General features: G+C 46.8%; 10 protein-coding genes. 2 read left to right on the top strand and 8 right to left on the bottom strand.

Going from position 1 to position 16671, the window contains the following annotated elements:
• Positions 1-3 precede the first annotated feature (3 nt).
• On the top strand, positions 4-1005 hold the full coding sequence (locus BUR42_RS08280) for a bestrophin family protein (RefSeq protein ID WP_074238780.1): 1002 nt from the start codon (positions 4-6) through the stop codon (positions 1003-1005).
• 139 nt (positions 1006-1144) lie between these two features.
• Here the strand turns inward: BUR42_RS08280 and BUR42_RS08275 are convergent, their stop codons facing one another.
• Genes BUR42_RS08275 through BUR42_RS08245 form a run of 7 tightly spaced genes read right to left on the bottom strand, consistent with a single transcriptional unit; the run spans position 1145 to position 13525 of the window.
• Complete coding sequence (locus BUR42_RS08275) at positions 1145-2491, bottom strand: Gfo/Idh/MocA family protein (protein WP_074238779.1); 1347 nt, start codon at positions 2489-2491, stop codon at positions 1145-1147.
• Positions 2492-2495: 4 nt separating this feature from the next.
• The gene (locus BUR42_RS08270) at positions 2496-3197 is read right to left on the bottom strand and encodes a 3-keto-disaccharide hydrolase (RefSeq protein WP_074238778.1); all 702 of its coding nucleotides are present in this window, start codon (positions 3195-3197) and stop codon (positions 2496-2498) included.
• A 4-nt stretch (positions 3198-3201) separates the two neighbouring features.
• Complete coding sequence (locus BUR42_RS08265) at positions 3202-3591, bottom strand: hypothetical protein (RefSeq protein ID WP_074238777.1); 390 nt, start codon at positions 3589-3591, stop codon at positions 3202-3204.
• 18 nt (positions 3592-3609) lie between these two features.
• Positions 3610-5463 (bottom strand): RagB/SusD family nutrient uptake outer membrane protein, encoded by a 1854-nt coding sequence (locus BUR42_RS08260; RefSeq protein WP_074238776.1) that lies wholly within the window; start codon positions 5461-5463, stop codon positions 3610-3612.
• A 22-nt stretch (positions 5464-5485) separates the two neighbouring features.
• Complete coding sequence (locus BUR42_RS08255) at positions 5486-8581, bottom strand: SusC/RagA family TonB-linked outer membrane protein (RefSeq protein ID WP_074238775.1); 3096 nt, start codon at positions 8579-8581, stop codon at positions 5486-5488.
• A gap of 32 nt (positions 8582-8613) precedes the next feature.
• On the bottom strand, positions 8614-10410 hold the full coding sequence (locus BUR42_RS08250) for a RagB/SusD family nutrient uptake outer membrane protein (RefSeq protein WP_084185460.1): 1797 nt from the start codon (positions 10408-10410) through the stop codon (positions 8614-8616).
• A 10-nt stretch (positions 10411-10420) separates the two neighbouring features.
• Entirely contained in the window at positions 10421-13525 is a 3105-nt protein-coding gene (locus tag BUR42_RS08245; RefSeq protein ID WP_159442239.1) for a SusC/RagA family TonB-linked outer membrane protein, read from the bottom strand.
• Between the two features lie 367 nt (positions 13526-13892).
• Here BUR42_RS08245 and BUR42_RS08240 point away from each other — a divergent pair, with 367 nt between their 5' ends.
• Complete coding sequence (locus BUR42_RS08240; protein ID WP_074238772.1) at positions 13893-14900, top strand: LacI family DNA-binding transcriptional regulator; 1008 nt, start codon at positions 13893-13895, stop codon at positions 14898-14900.
• A 2-nt stretch (positions 14901-14902) separates the two neighbouring features.
• Here BUR42_RS08240 and BUR42_RS08235 read toward each other — a convergent pair whose 3' ends face one another.
• Positions 14903-16651, bottom strand: coding sequence for an ABC transporter ATP-binding protein (locus BUR42_RS08235; RefSeq protein ID WP_074238771.1), 1749 nt, complete (start codon positions 16649-16651; stop codon positions 14903-14905).
• Between the last annotated feature and the right edge of the window lie 20 nt (positions 16652-16671).

Below are 16671 nucleotides of genomic sequence, written 5' to 3'. Positions count from 1 at the left end.
ATTATGTATACAAACCGGACCCTGAAGCTACAGTATGTACTGCCCCGTTCTTACGTTCAATTGCTGATACACGTTACGCCAATGGTTGTGGCTTATGTGTTGTATGTGGTATTTGGTTTTAAAGAAGCGATCATCCCCCTTTTGCCTATTGGCGTTATAGGCACAGCCGTTGCCTTTTACGTAGGCTTCAAAAACAATTCATCGTACGACAGGATGTGGGAGGGGCGCCGGTTATGGGGAAGTATCACCAATGCCAGCAGGGTATGGGCTGCCATGGTGCTTGATCTTGCAGGTAATAACGCAAACCGGGAGATCCGGGCCATGGCGCGGCACATGGTAATGCGGCACATTGGCTGGTGTAATGCTCTCAGGCTGCAATTAAGGCGGAACAAGGTATGGACCCAAAAGTATTATCAGAGTTATATATCCAGCATACAGTATAAAGATAACCAGGACTATGGAACGGTGATGCGGGAAACATTGGATAAGTTCTGTGGAGAGGATGAAAGAACTTACGCAACCAGCAAAGTGAACCCTGCTACACACCTGTTACACCTGCAAAGCAGGGATATAAAATATCTCAAGGAGCAAGGCGTGATAGATAATATTGAACATGCCAACCTTACCAATGTTATCACGGACCTGTACAACCAGCAGGGTGGCTGCGAGCGTATAAAAAACTATCCATTCCCCAGGCAGTATGCTGTTTTCAGCCGCTTGTTCGTAGATATCTTTATTATGCTTTTACCATTCGGGCTGATTGCAGAAATTGCCCGTCATACGCCAAACGCCCTTTGGCTTCTATTCCCCGTTTGCATTATCGTGAACTGGGTATTTAATGCCATGGAGGCAGTAGGAGACCTGAGCGAGAACCCTTTTGAAAATGCATTGACGGATATTCCCATGAGTTCCATCTGCCGTAATATAGAAATTGACCTGCGGGAAATGATGGATGATAAAGAAATACCGGAAAGGCTTACGCCTGTTAATGGTGTTTTGATGTAGCAAAACGGGGGTTAGGGAAAAAGGTACAAAGAACGCATAGGAGTGGGGATTTGCTACATTAAGGATAGACATCTTTGATAACTTTACCTCTCATATCAAAAAGGGCTGAGCATCAATTGCTCAGCCCTTTTTGTATCGCTTATATCTTCGGTTCCCAACCTTTCTCATAACTTCTGCGCCACAATTTCTCCGCATCCTTATCGCCAATGATATGCCCGTTCTTAGGATCTACCTTGAGATCACGGCCAACACGCCAGGAGATATTACCCAGCTGCATCGCCACTGTGCTCTTATGCCCCAGCTCAACATCACAGTTCGGTTTGCGGTTATTCCTGATAGCATCCAGGTAATCCATTACGTGCAGGTTATCCAGGCCTAAACTTGGGCTGGAAGTATTACGCCCGTCCATTTCGCTTTCCTTCATGGCGGTCTTTCCTTCTTTGATCAGCTTGCCGTCCAGATCATATACTTTGTAGTTGTCTCCACCGGTATCCAGGCTGCCTTTCTCGCCGTAGAAAATAACACCCCGATCGAGTCCTTCGATCTTCCTTCCGTTAGAACTCCTGTTCTCCCACATGAGCGAAACACGGCCGGGATAATCCATGGTAACGATCTGTGTATCCGGTGTTTCCCAATCATCTGAAAACTGGTAACGGCCTCCTACAGAACTAACGCGTGTAGGGAACTCAACACCCAGCCCCCAACGCGCCACGTCTACTTCGTGCGTGCCGTTGTTGAGTGCTTCGCCTGTACCCCAATGCCAGAACCAATGCCAGTTGTAATGGATCAGACCATCTTTGTAAGGCTTGCGGGGAGCGGGCCCCTGCCAGAGATCATAATCCAGCCAATCCGGTACTTCTGCCGGTTTGAGTACATTTGATTTGCGGGTATTGGTATACCATGCTTTGGCGAAATATACTCTTCCGATAACGCCATTGTGTAATTCTTCAATACCTTTTGTAAGGATGGGAGCGGAGCGGCGTTGCGCGCCCATTTGCACTACACGGTTATACTTCCGCGCTGCTGCAACAGCCATTTCGCCTTCGTGAGGATTATGACTTAAAGGTTTTTCAACGTACACATGTTTGCCTGCCTGGCATCCCATAATGGTCAGAGGTGCATGCCAGTGATCCGGTGTGGCGGTGTAGATGGCATCAACACCTTTATCTTCCAATACCTTGCGGAGATCTTTTTCTCCTTTGGGAGTATTGGTATGCCCGGTGGCCATTACTGTTTTAATGGCTTTGGGAATGGCCCTGCTGTCTACATCACAGATAGAAGCTATTTCCGTATCCTTCTGTTTTGCGAAAACACCGGCCATGCCATTGCCACGGCCATTCACGCCAATAATGGATACCCTGATCCTGTTATTGGCGCCTATGATATTTTTATAGCTCTTAGCACTAAAACCCAGTGCTGAGTTACCGATTGCGAAACCTGCGGAACTTAATGCGAGCTTCTTGATAAAATCGCGTCTTTTCTCCATGGTATTATTTTGATGTTAAGATCTTAATGTTTCTGAAGGATACCTGTCCGCCATGTTCCTGTAAAAGGATGTGGCCTTTTTCCACTGTGCCGAAGGCCGGCTCTGCTTTGCTGAATTTGCTTTTGGCCACAGCCGCTGAAAATGCAGCATCGCCGCGTGTGAAGGAAAGGATCTTTTTCCCGTTCAGCCAATGTTCCACTTTCCCTTTTTTAGATACAATACGAATGGTGTTCCATTGACCGGGTGGGTTCACTTTTTTGTCAGGTACTGCCACAGGCATTACATCATAAAAAGAGCCGACACGATGATTCTCCAGTTTGTTGTCTTCTGCCAGTGCATCATCCAGGATCTGGTATTCCATGCCCAGGTTACCGCCCTTTTCATACTTTGTAAAGAAGTACTTAACACCGCTGTTGCAGCCGGGTTCAATGTTGTAATCAACGGACAGCTCAAAGTTGCTGTACTCTCCGGTAGTGATAATATCACCACCCTTGCCGCCTTTAATGGCAGTAAGGCTGCCATCTTTTACCTGCCATCCTGCGGGAACAGGTTTGCCGCCGGGTGTTGTAAATCCATTCGTGCTGGTGCCATCAAAAAGCAGCGTCCAGCCTTGTTTTTTCTCTTTTGCCGTGAGCGTGTTTTCCTGCGAAAAACCTGCAAGGGAAAGTAATGTACAGCTCACTATTAAGCAAAGCGGCTTTTTCATGTGATTAGTTTACTTTAATGATAAAAGTTCTGGTAGTGCTTTTATTGTCTGCATCCACCGCCACTATCTTCATGGTGGTTTCAGCTGTAATACCTGTTACTACCCTTTGTACATTGAATACGGTGGGTGTTTGCAGGAAGTCTGTATAAGTTTCCAGGAGGTCCTGCCCTTTATACAGTTTTATTTCCTTCAGCTTCATGGGAGCGCTCACCCTTGCTTTTACGGTCCATTGCGTGGTGCCGGCGGGCAGTGTGGTGGTAACAAAATCCGCGTTCTCCACTTTATCCTTTTCGTAGAACAGCACTTCAGGAACAAACTTCGCGTAGAAGTCATCCTTTTTGCAACTGCTGAAAGCGGCGAGTGCCAGTATGAAAATTACAAATACTTTTTTCATGATCAATACAATTTAAATTTACCAACCCGGATTTTGCTGCATATTAGGATTGTTGTTCACTTCTGATTGCGGTAAAGGCAACAGGTTATGTTTGGGTTGGAATACCCTTCTTTCCCAAACCTTTATGGTGTACACAAAAGAACCATCCAGTTTTTTGAAGATATCGTGTTCATATACCACCTTTTGTGTTTGCTCACCGATCAGCCAGCGGCGGATATCAAAGAAGCGGTGTTCTTCAAAGGCCAGTTCTATCCGGCGTTCGTTACGGATGAATTTGCGCATTTGTTTCTGGTCGTTCACATTCCAGCCGTTGGTGGTAAAGGTGGTGTTCACATTTGGCATATCTGCACGGAGCCTGATCTGGTCCAGCGCCTGGATCACTTCCATACGGGAAGCCCCGTCCGGCAGGAACTCATTGAGGGCTTCTGCATAGTTCAGGAGCATTTCTACATAACGGTATAAAGGGAAGTTGTGATTGGTTTGCCCGGTTACGCCGTTACTGAGGGAGATGTTCTTGGGATCCATAAACTTACGGAGGAAGAGGCCGGTATGTGCATAGCCGCTGAGGAATTCCTGTCCGAAAGAACCATCCTCGCTACGCCATGGATTAAAGGTAGTGCCGCCAAACATGGAGCCGTTGTACCAGATGGAATGATAGAACCGGGAATCCCTGTTGATGTAAGGCTTCTGAGGGTCGAAACCGGAAGCGGGGTTCACGGTGAACTGCCCGTTGGCATCTATTACAGGCACGCCATATTCATCCGTTACATATACAGGAATACCGTCTTTGGTTTCAAAGCAGGCAGCATAGTTGTAAGTAGGCAGTGTATAAGAGGCATCACCTGCTTTTTGCATGGCACCTGGCAGCTGCCATTTATCCAGCTCGTTGGTAGTTCCTTTTTTACCATAAGCCAGCATCATTTCTGTATTCACCCTTGTAATGAATACGTTGAACCAGCCCATAGCTTTATAAGAGCCGGGATAGGTAACTTTTGCACCGAAGTAGTTATTGGCTTCTGTTTTTACAACCAGGCTGTAAACAGGGGCACCTAATTCATCTTTATGGTCCATCACGGCTTTGGCTGCATCTGCGGCATTCTTCCAGCGGTTAGCATCATAACTTCCCCATGACCATGGGCTGGCAGGGCCTGCCGTGGTACTGTTGAACAGCGGGCTTGCGAGGTGCAGGAGTAAACGGGCTTTAATGGCTTTGGCCACACCGCTGGTAACACGCATGTAATCAACGCCTGTTTGCCTTGCAGGCAAATGCGCTGCGGCTGAATCACACTCTTTGAGTATAAACTCCTGTATCTCGGCAAGGCTGGCGCGTTTGGAATAGAGTTCCGGAGAATCGCGTGTGAGTACTTTGGTGATGATGGGAACGCCACCATACCAGCGTACCAGTTCTGTATAGTAATAAGCACGCAGGCAAACTGCTTCATATTTCATGCGCTCTTTTACTTCTTCAGAATTCATGTATTGTTCTGCATCTATGGGCGCGCCGTCAATTTTGCTGAGGAAGAGGTTACATGCCCTGATAGCAGCATAGTAATTCGCCCAGCGTTTGAATTTATCCGGCATGCTGGTAGGATTGTAGGCGCCAACATGGATGTTGTTCACCCATCCCCACCAGGGGCGTGCTTCCCCATCGTCCGTAGAAGCATCCAGGTAAACGTTATCGTCCCATCCGTAAGGGATGCGGCGGTAGATATCCGTGAGGAATTCCTTGGTGTATTTTGCATTGGTAAATACCCTTTCCTCATTCAGGTCGCCGGACTCTGCTTTATCCAGCAGACCTGCCCCGTCTTTTGTGCAGGAAGTGAACACTGCGCAAAAAGAGATAACGGTGAGTATATATTTCAGTTGTTGCATGATCGTTCGTTTTAATAAAACATTACAGGGAAATTCTTGCCCCCAGGTTCCATGTTCTGAATTGCGGATAGGAGTTACCTGTTTCACTACCGGATTCAGGATCCCAGTTCAACATCTTGTCCCAGGTGATAAGGTTGGTACCATTGACGAATATCCGTGCGCTGGAGAACCTTGCCCTGGAGAGCAGTGATTTAGGCAGGTTGTATCCTATTTCCACATTCTTTAACCGGAGGTAGTTGCGGGAGGATAACCAATAAGTGGATTTCTGGTGATTATTGGTATTCTCGCTGGGGTGCAGCCTTGGGTAGGTAGCTTTATCCCATGAAGAAGGATCATTTGGATTGTACCTGCCCAGGTGATGCTCCATTACTTTACCCAGTGCAAAGAATTCCCATACGGCATCTTCTTTAAAATACATATCTGCTCCGCCTGCGCCCTGGAACAATACACTGATATCAAAGTTGGCGTAGTTTGCGCCGAAGGAGATACCATAAATGTATTGCGGTACCCTGCCTTTACCGATGGCTCCCACATCATAACTGTCGATAATGCCATCACCGTTCAGGTCTTTATACCGGATATCTCCGGGGTATACAACACCATAGGAGGGAAGGGCTATATCTTTTTTCAACACAGGGAATCCACCTTCGAGTAATAGTTCGCCATTTCCATCCAGCTGAAAATCATTCCTGGAATACAGGCCCATATCTGTAAGGCCAAAGTGCTGACCGATCTGTTTCCCTTCTATTTTTTGCCAGTCGTATTTTTTACCTTCTTCATCTATCCTGTCTATTACGTTGCGGGAGTAAGTGAAATTACCTTTGATGAAGTAACCGAAGGTGCCGATCTTGTCACTATAACCCAGTTCCATATCTATCCCTTTGTTGGTCACCCTGCCGATGTTTTCAGGAGGAAGGCCCTGCCCGTCTGTTCTAACAGTACCCTGTGGATTGTTCATACCAAATAACAGGGGAACGGAATAGGGGATCGCCAGAATGTCTCTCCGGTTCTCGTGGAACACGTCTACGGTAACAGATATTTTGCTGTCCATCATTTTTGCATCGAAACCAATATTTGATTTCTTGGCCCTTTCCCAGGTTACATAGGCGTTGCCTGGTTGCCCTTCAACTATACCACGTTCGCCGAAAGCATTCTCTCCCCATACATATTTCCAGCCATCTGAATCGGGTACGTAGAGATAACGTTGCTCATACAGGTAATTGAAGTTCCCGATCTGGTCATTACCGATCTCACCATAAGAACCTCTTATTTTCAGGTAATTCACAAAGCGGATATTGTCTTTCCAGAAGCGTTCTTCTGATGGTACCCAACCTGCTGATACCGCGGGGAAAAATCCATAACGCCTGCTGGGATCAAATTGTTTGGAGCCGTTGTAACCGGCATTCACTTCAAAGAGATATTTGTTCTTGTATGCATAGGTGGCCCGGCCTACCCAGCCTAAATACCCCGTAGGTACTTTTGCTTCATCAAAATACTGACTTTGCTGATAGAGTACCATAGCGGTAACGGCATGATCACCAAAAGTGCGGTTGTAGTTCAATGCGCCCTCAAAAGATTCTCTCCTCCTGCCGGGGCCTTTGCCGGTTGATATGGAGATCTCGGTAGGGTTTCTATTGAGGATATAACTGCCAAAGCGGTTGTATTCCCACATTGTAGCTTTCTCAACAATATCCCGGCGGCTTTGATAGCTGCTGTTAAAACCAATGAGCGAGCGGAAGGACAAACCTTTCAGGATCTTGCCAAGGTCCTGTTTAATGGTGAATGCACCTTCCAGCACATTGGTGTTCCTTTCACGGTTTCCATATTGAGAAAGCAGGGCGTAAGGAGAGAGGCGCGATTCATCAGAACGGCCACCTAAAGTACCATCCGGATTGATATACGGCGCCCAGTTGGGTGGCAGCCTGCGGAGCTTGTCAAACAGGTCCTCTCCGTTATCGTCTCCAAAGTTAGGCCGCTTTCTTACTTCAAACCTGCCGGTAAGGTCCACACCGATCTTCAGGGTGGGGTTCACGGTAAAGTCTAGGTTGGAGCGAAAACTATAGCGCTCAAAATTGGTGTTGGTGTTATATTGCGCATTGGGGAAATCTTTATAGATCCCTTCCTGGTGCAGGTGGTTGGCAGAAATAAAATAAGCCAGTACTTCATTTCCTCCTCTTACGTTCACGTTCGTCATCTGCTGCCAGGAGGCATCCCTTACAAAGTCGTTGTAATAATCATTGTTCGGATGCGTGTAGGGTGAATTATTCAGCCGGTAATGTTCCAGGTCGCTGGCGGAATATTCCGCCGGTTTTCCTTCATTGGTCAATGCTTCATTGGTCAATAAAGCAAAGTTGTAAGAGTCCAGGTATTTGGGTGTGCGGATAGATTGTTGCGCAGCTGCCTGTGTAGAGATGCTCAATACCGGTCTTCCTTTTACGCCTCGTTTAGTAGTGATGAGGATAACGCCGTTTGCACCACGTACACCATACACTGCCGTAGCGGATGCATCTTTCAGTACGGAAAATGTTTCAATGTCTACCGGATCTATCTGCCGCCATTCCCGTTCGATACCATCTACCAGTACAAGTGGTGCCGTGGTATTGGTGGTGGCCATACCGCGGATATAGATCTCCGCATTATCACTGCCGGGTTTACCGTTTCCCATAATGGTAACCACGCCAGACACACGGCCGGCGATGGCATTGGAAAGGTTGGGAGTGGAAGACTGCTGCAGCTCTTCTGCCTTCACCTGGGAAATGGCTCCTACCACACTGGCTTTCTTCTGTGTGCCATAACCAACTACCACAGCTTCTCCCAGTTTGGTAGCGTCTGAATTTAAGGTGATGTGAACGATTGCCTGACCTTTGATGGGCAGTTCCTGTGTCTGATATCCTACATAGGAGATCTGCAGCACGGGACTCGCACCGGTAAGCGTCAGTTTAAATTCTCCTTTTGGATCTGTGATGGCCCGGTTAGTAGTGCCTTTTTCCATCACGTTGGCACCTATCAGTATTTCACCATCACTGTCTATCACCTTGCCGGTGATCACTTTCCCCTGTGCGAATAACTGCGTCAGGGATATGAAGAGAAGTAAGGTGATCAATAATATTTTTTTCATCCTTCTGAATTTTAATTGTAAGAACTGTATGCTTACCAGCCCGGATTTTGTTTCATGTTAGGGTTCCGGTTCACTTCTGTTTGCGGGATAGGGAAGAAGTAATGTTTGGTTTCAAACACTTTGTTTTCCACTACTACATCCGGCTTGTAAGTGAGGGTACCATTAGCAGCCCTGATGATCTGGCAGCCTTTGATGAATTTGGGTAATTGCTCGATGATCATCCATCTGCGTACATCATAATACCGGTGATCTTCAAAGGCCAGTTCTATTCGTCTTTCATTACGGATAAATTCGCGCAGGTTTTCCTTGTTTAAAGGCAGGCCCCTGTTAGCAAAAGAAGTTTGTACTGTGGGCATACCTGCACGCGCTCTTATAAGGTCTAATGCAGCTACGGGAGTCATGGGGTTGGTTGCTCCGGGTGCGGAGTAACCTGGCCCGCCCGCTTCATTACCTGCTTCGGCAAGGTTCAGCAATACTTCCGCATAACGGAAATACATCCAGTTATGATAAGCAGAACCTGTAGCACCTGCGGGATTTACGTTGGCATAGTCCATGAATTTATTCAGGTAATAAGAGGTTTCACTTTTTGCCAGCCCTGTTGCATTTTCGCCACCATCATAAGTTGAGAAGGTATAATTGGTTTTGTTGGCAAACTTGGCATACTTGGCGCCGTTGTAGATAATGCTGGCATAGAAACGCGGGTCTCTTTTCAGGTATGGGTCTTTTGCCTGTGTGGTATTGGCCCAGCTGAAAATGGTGCCGTTATCCATTTCATAGGCATCCACCAGGTCCTGCGATGGACAGGTGCCACCTTTTGCATTGGTGAACCCGGCGGGGAAGTTGTCGTTTTCTGTATCCCTGTTCGGTGTTCTTAAACGGGCAAAGATAAGCTCCCTGTTACCGGTACCTGCTCCCCATGCAGTGAATAATGTTGCATAGTTCTGCTGGCCATTGGCAGTAGGTTTGTACAGCTGGTACCAGTTGAGGTCAACTGCATCCTGTGCTGCTTTAGCGGCAAGTTCCCAGCGGGTGATATCTACATTTCCATAAGAAGTGAGGCTGTCGTTACCCGCACGGTTATACAATGGGCTGGCAGCATACAGTAATGCTTTTGCTTTCAGCGCCATACAGGTGCCGCGGTCTATACGGCCTACTTCACTGGGTTCTGTATATGGATCATTGGGAAGGAGGGCAATAGCTTCATCGCAGGAATTGACGATGAAGTCGATCACAGACTTTACGGAACTCCTTGGTACGAGCACATCATCAGATGCTTCAAAGGATTTGTCTACAATTGGGATACCACCCCATTTCTGGAACATGAACCAATGATGTAATGCCCGGATAACAAGGGCTTCTCCTTTGATCCTGTTCCTGAACCGCTGACTTGTAGTGGTAGGAAGCAGGTGTACATTCTTTAAAACAGTATTGGCTTTCCGGTTGCCATGATAGCCACCCCATTTCAGCCAGGAGCCTATTTCTCCGGCTCCATCACTTGCACGGTAATACCGCATATTGGAAGGGTTCCAGTTACCGGCACTCATGCGTTGTGCGGCAGAGGGTGTGGTTTTATTGGTAGAGATATGCATGGCTTCATCTGAAGCAGATGCCAGCATGGCGTTACCATCCAGCCAGTTGTAGCTGTTGGATACTTCTGCCGGCATATCTGTATAGGCATTGTTTATAAAGTACTCGGCGCGTGCAGAATCGGAGAAGATATCTTCCGCCGATTTAAATTCCACCGGCACTACATACAAAGGGCGTTTGCAACTGAATATCGCCCCTGCTGACATCGCAGCTATCGTGAATATTAAAGTAGACTTCTTCATGATAATAAGTTTAGAATGTTACGTTTAAGCCGCCATTGATAATGCGCTGGATCGGGTACACCACATAATGGCTTGAACGCGCTTCTGTATCCATCAGATCAGTAGATTGCCAGGTGAGCAGGTTATAACCGTTCACATAGAAGCGGATCTTTTCGATCTTTATCCTGGAGGTGAGGCCTGCTGGCAGGGTATAACCCAGTTCCATAGATTTCAGCCTTACCATTGCCCCATTGGTTAACCAGTAAGTGGAGGTACGCTGGTTATTGGCTTTATTGGAAAGCGATAAACGTGGATAGGTGGCATTTTCCCAGCTGGCAGCGTCTCCGGGATTGTATCTTCCCAGGTGATGCTCCCGTACGGTGCCATTATCATGGAATTCCCAGATGGCTTCCCCTGTCATGTTTTGCTGTGTGCCTTGTTGCCCTGTGAACAGCACATTCATGTCAAAACCCTTGTATTTTAATCCCAGGCCTGCGCCATATTGGAGATCTGGCATATTGCCCTGGCCAAGGTATACTTCATCGTAAGCATCTATCTGGTTATCGCCATTCTGGTCTTTATATTTTATATCTCCCGGTTTTACAACGCCGAAAGTTTGTGTAGGGCTTGCATTGATCTCTGCCTGATCGCGGAACAGGCCTAATGCCTGTAGTCCGAAGATGGCATCCAGTGGCCGGCCGGTACGGGCCTGGTAAGCAAAACGTTGTTTTTCTTCTCCTCTGTCTATTACTTTATTATTTGCTTTGGAGAGCATACCATTGATGGAGAATTCCAGGTCACCTATCCTGTCTGTATACCCCAGGGAAGCTTCAAAACCTTTATTCTCAATGATACCGATAGGGAAGTCAGGGAAGCGGATACCCATGATATTTGGCAGCGCAGGCTGGATCATGATATCCTGGTTACGCTCATGGAAATAATCGAAGGAAAGGTTCACTTTATTCTTTACCAGCACCGCGTCTATTCCTATGTTTGTTTTCTTTACTTTTTCCCAGGTAACATTATTCAGCGCAAATGCGTTTTCATTCCAACCCGGATAGGAGATGGAAGTATAACCAAAGTTCACACCACCGGAAGATGCATATTTCTGATACCAGAGGAAATATCCGCCCAGGTCGTCATTACCGGTAATACCGTAGGATCCCCTGAGCTTCAGGAAATTCACCCACTTGTTATCCTTCAGGAAATTTTCTTCGGACAATACCCAGCCCAATGAAGCAGCGGGGAAGAACCCGAATTTATTGGAAGCCAGTAACTGCTCTGAACCCTGGTAACCGAAATTGAATTCCGCCAGGTAACGTTTATTATAACTATAGGATACTTTTCCGTTTGCACCAAGATATGCCCTGGGAACGTTCCCATCGTTTTCATCCGACAAGATCCGCTGCGCCATGGCTACATAAGCAGAAATGGCATGACGTCCGAATTCCCTGTCGTAGTTCAGCGAGGCATCTGTATTAAAGACGCGCTGTGTGGTAGGGTATTCTACGCCGGATGACATTTGTGTATCAGAACCGGTTTCAACATACTTGATATTGCCATTGGGCAGGTATTCCACTGTGCCGTTAGGCTGGCGCAGATCGTATACTTTGAAGCTTTTGCTGCGGTTGGTGTTCTGATCGTACCAGCTGTCGAACGCCACATTGGCTCTCAGGGAAAGGCCGGGTGTGATAAAATCGAGATCATGTTTTGCTCTTAAGGTGGCAAACATGCTGCGCACATAATAAAGGGAATAACCCTGTTTATTCAGCAAGCCGTATGGATTGTCTTTAAAGTCTTTGGTACCTCCCAACTGGCCGCCGGGTGTAAATACGGGGAAAGCGTTGGGTGGTGTTTTGTATAAGGCGCGGAATACACGCAGTGCTGCATCTGTTCTTGAGCCGGGATAGGTACGTTGTTCCTGTCTTCCGGCAATATCTAATGTGAGCGTGAACCGTTTGTTTACGGTAATATCCACATTGGAGCGCAGCGTGATCATGTTGAAATCCGCATTGGTGTTGTAAGTGTTGGCGTTCTTATCCACTTTATAGGAACCGGAGTTATCCGTATACCCGGCAGAGATAAAGTATTTCGCCACCCTGGAACCGCCTTGTATATTTAAACTGTAGCGTTGCTGTACAGTGGTTGGATTCATGTATTGATCATACCAGTTGATATTAGGATAGAGATAGCGGTCCATCTCATTTTCATAGATCCCCTGGGAAGCTTTCTCATATTTGGCAAGGTCTGCCGCGTTATATTTTGGGGCAGCTCCGTCGTTGGTCAGCGCTTCATTATAAAGCGTAGCATACTGGAAGGAGTTGAGGAATTTTGGTTCTGTGGTAGGGGCTTTGATACCGGCCCGGGCGTTGAGGGACACTTTGATCTTGCCTTCCTCCCCGCGTTTAGTAGTAACGAGTATAATGCCATTGCCGCCACGTAATCCATACTGTGCAGTAGCCGCCGCATCTTTTAAAACAGTGATGGTGGCTATTTCATTGGGATCCAGGAAGTCCATGCTCCTTTCATATCCATCCACCAGTACAATCGGGGAATTACTCCTGAAGGTACGTTTACCACGAACCAGCTGGGAGGCGCCTTCATCCCCGGGCTCCCCATTGTTCTGCATCACAAAAAGGCCCGGAAGCAGGCCTTGCATCCTGTTGTCGTTATTGATCACCGGGTTGTTTTCTATAGGTTGCCCATAGATCTGTGAATAGGCACCTGTTACGTTGTGCTTCAGCTGGCGGTTATTGTAGAGCGTGTTGATATAAACACTGTCTTTGTTATTGCCCGTGCCGCTGTTCAACACCACGGATAATTTAGTGCGGCCTGTGAGCGATTCTTCCCGCCTGGCATATTCAGGATGAGTAAAGACGAGTACAGCATCTTTATCGGCCTTAATGGAGAAATGACCATCCTTGCCGGTAATGGCATTGGTACCGCTTCCTTTCAGCTGCACGACCACGCCGGGAAGGGCATTGCCATCAGATGAAGTAACAGTTCCGGTAATGGTGATGGTCTCATAATTGTTTCCCGTGGCGCCCAGAACGGGGAGGTAGAGGAGGCAGAAAATAACCCCAAAGAGGCGCCGCAGGCTGGAGAAGGCTCTTTTCCGCTTTCTTAAATTTTCCATAACGTAATAATTCTTGTTAAAAATCTGGAATGAGCAGGCACAGGAAGTTCCATCTCTGTGCAGCATACACATAGCTCGTATTGATTAGAACCCATGAATAACTATCCTCCCCGGCCGGAAAAGGACAGTGGGTATGCGATTTTACTGTATGTTAAACAGGTATGGTCAGCTTAATGCAGGCATTTGTTCTTATAGTTTTGGTTTGCTTGTAACGTGGACAACATTGACGCGCAGGTGTAATGTTATAAAAAAGAATCAGGCTTTTTGTAAATTTGCGGATTTATTTACGGAAACGTTTCCGTGAAAAGGGGGCATCGTAATTGGTAGTTCCAACTAATAGTTTTATATTAATAGGTGGATTCAAATCATGAGTAAAGTTAATATCAAACAACTGGCCAAGGAGTTAAACTTATCCATTTCTACAGTATCACGTGCATTGAGGGACAGTTATGAAATTAGCGCCGACACTAAAAAGAAGGTATTTGCCTTAGCGAAACAATTAAATTACCAACCTAATCCCAATGCGAGTGGCCTGAGGGGGCAAAAAACAAAGACTATTGCTGTGGTTATTCCTGAAATGGTGAATGATTTTTTTTCTCTTGTAATTGGCGGTATAGAAAAAGTAACCCAGGAACAGGGTTATTACTTACTCTTTTATTTCACGCACGGTGATTATGAACTGGAAGTATCCTTTATCAATACACTGGCGAATGGGAGAGTGGACGGGGTATTATTATCCATGTCCCGGGAAAACAACGACAATAGCCATTTACTGGAACTTACCAAAAATGGCATCCCGCTGGTGCTTTTTGACCGGGTGAGTGATAACCTGGACAGTGTTAAAGTTACTTCGGATAATTATGAAAGTGCTGTAACTGCTACCCGCCACCTGATAGACGCAGGCTGTAAAAAGATTGCTTACCTGCAGGTGCATAAGAATATTTCCATCGGAAAGATCCGGATGAATGGTTACCTGGATGCGTTGCAGGGTTCTACCCAGCAGCACCCGCTGATCGTTGAATGCAGTAATGAAAATGAGGAAACCTTTGAGACCATCGAGAAGATGCTGGTAGAGGAAAGACCTGACGGGATCTTTGCTTCTGTGGAAAAACTGGCGGTTATCTGTTACAGGGTCTGCGAGAAGATCAACCTGCGGATCCCGCGTGATATAAAGATCATCAGCTTCTCTAACCTGCAGACGGCTTCTCTCCTGAATCCCTCTTTAACAACCATCACACAGCCTGCCTTTGATATGGGGGAGGCCGCCGCAAAAGAATTATTGAACATCATCAATAAAAAAAGCAAGTCTGCTTCAAAAGATAAACATGTTATTTTAAAATCATTGCTGATGAAAAGAAAATCGACCTCCATTTAAGATCAGGTGCTTCTCTTTTCACCCACCTGCTGCCGCCACATGGCGTAGTATAGCCCTTTCTGCTGTAACAGTTCATCATGAGATCCGGTCTCTGAAACTTTCCCTTTCTCCAGTACATAGATCACATCTGCGTGCATGATGGTAGACAGGCGGTGGGCTATCAGGATGGTGATCTGTTCTTTCCGCAGGGAAACATCCCGTATGGTATTGGTGATATCTTCTTCTGTTAAAGAATCCAATGCGGAAGTGGCTTCATCAAAGATGAGCAGCCTTGGGTTCCGTAACAAGGCACGCGCTATGGAGATCCGTTGTTTTTCACCACCGGATAATTTCATGCCGCTTTCTCCTAACATGGTGTTGATGCCCTTTTCAGAACGGGTTAATAAAGCGGTGCAGGCTGCTTTATTAAGTGCATCGGTTATTTCCTCATCTGTGGCATCTGATTTTACAAACAACAGGTTCTCTTTGATGGTACCGGCAAAGAGCTGGGTATCCTGCGTAACAAAGCCGATCTGCCTGCGCAGTACATTGTAGCGTATTTCTGAAGAGGGGATCCCGTTGAACAGGATCTCTCCGCCTACAGGTCGGTAAAGCCCTACCAGTAATTTAACAAGCGTGGATTTCCCTGAACCGGAGGGCCCCACGAAAGCAATGGTTTCCCCGAGCCGGAGATCAAAGGATACTTCGTCTATAGCATTTGTTTTGGCTGTTTTATGTTTGAACACTACTTTATCAAAACGGATGCTTTGCAAGGGGCCTATTTCTACAGGGGCATCTGGTCTACGTTCCACAGGCCGGTGCATCAGCTGATCGAAGTTATTGATGGAAGCCTCTACCTCCCTGTAATTGAGGATGATATTCCCAAGGTCCTGCAAGGGCCCGAAGATAGCAGTGGAAATGAACTGCATGCTGATCAGTTCCCCGGTACTGAGTATATGGCGAAAAATGAGCCAGAGCAGGATGAATAAGATGGATTGCTTCAGCAGGTTGAGTGTAATGCCCTGGAGGAAAGAGAGCGTGCGCACCCGTTTTGTTTTCATCATTTCCAGGTCATAGATCTTCTGTGTCTGCACCTTCAGCCTGCGCACCTCAGGAAAGGTGAGGCCCAGGCTTTTTACCAGCTCTATATTCCTTAGTGATTCTGTGATCACGCCGGACATTTCGTTGGTTTCTTTATTGATGGAGCGCTGTACTGTTTTGATCTTTTTGCTTAACAGCCCGGTTAAGGAACCCAATACAGCAATGCCAACAACAAATACCGGTACCAGCAACCAGTTCTTGGTGATGGAATACCAGATCAGGAAACCCATGCCTACTATGGATGAGAAGAGGATATTGATGAAGGAGTTGACGAACTTCTCTGTATCTGTTTTTACCTTTTGCAGTACGGACAATGTTTCCCCGCTACGTTGTTCTTCAAATTCCTGGAATGAAAGCCGGAGGGTTTGCTTCAGCCCGTCGTTAAAGATCTGCATGCCAAAACGCTGTACAGCCAGGCGGGTGAAATATTCCTGCAGGGCTTTGGTGAGGATGGCGGCTACTGCAACGCCTATGGCTATAGCCAGCAGGTACAACACACCGTCTATCATTTCCTTTTGCGGAAGGTTATCCGGATTGCTGGCGTAATTGTCTATGATCTTCCCAAAGATGATGGGATCTATGAGGCTGAGCAATTGTGCAATGGCTGCCAGCAGGAGGGCTAGGGCCACCCACCATTTCTGTTGCGAGAAGTATTTCCAGAGGATCTGCATACCTCAATATAACAAAAAAG

The organism is Chitinophaga niabensis (genome assembly GCF_900129465.1).
Taxonomy (GTDB): domain Bacteria; phylum Bacteroidota; class Bacteroidia; order Chitinophagales; family Chitinophagaceae; genus Chitinophaga; species Chitinophaga niabensis.
Note: the sequence above shows the minus strand (reverse complement) of the source record. Positions and strands in the feature narration are given on the sequence as shown.

Bases quoted from the DNA above. Each gene is read 5' to 3' on its own strand.
- BUR42_RS08270 (WP_074238778.1), bottom strand. From the start codon at position 3,197: ATGAAAAAGCCGCTTTGCTTAATAGTGAGCTGTACATTACTTTCCCTT.
- BUR42_RS08280 (WP_074238780.1), top strand. From the start codon at position 4: ATGTATACAAACCGGACCCTGAAGCTACAGTATGTACTGCCCCGTTCT.
- BUR42_RS08275 (WP_074238779.1), bottom strand. From the start codon at position 2,491: ATGGAGAAAAGACGCGATTTTATCAAGAAGCTCGCATTAAGTTCCGCA.
- BUR42_RS08235 (WP_074238771.1), bottom strand. From the start codon at position 16,651: ATGCAGATCCTCTGGAAATACTTCTCGCAACAGAAATGGTGGGTGGCC.
- BUR42_RS08240 (WP_074238772.1), top strand. From the start codon at position 13,893: ATGAGTAAAGTTAATATCAAACAACTGGCCAAGGAGTTAAACTTATCC.
- BUR42_RS08265 (WP_074238777.1), bottom strand. From the start codon at position 3,591: ATGAAAAAAGTATTTGTAATTTTCATACTGGCACTCGCCGCTTTCAGC.
- BUR42_RS08250 (WP_084185460.1), bottom strand. From the start codon at position 10,410: ATGAAGAAGTCTACTTTAATATTCACGATAGCTGCGATGTCAGCAGGG.
- BUR42_RS08260 (WP_074238776.1), bottom strand. From the start codon at position 5,463: ATGCAACAACTGAAATATATACTCACCGTTATCTCTTTTTGCGCAGTG.
- BUR42_RS08245 (WP_159442239.1), bottom strand. From the start codon at position 13,525: ATGGAAAATTTAAGAAAGCGGAAAAGAGCCTTCTCCAGCCTGCGGCGC.
- BUR42_RS08255 (WP_074238775.1), bottom strand. From the start codon at position 8,581: ATGAAAAAAATATTATTGATCACCTTACTTCTCTTCATATCCCTGACG.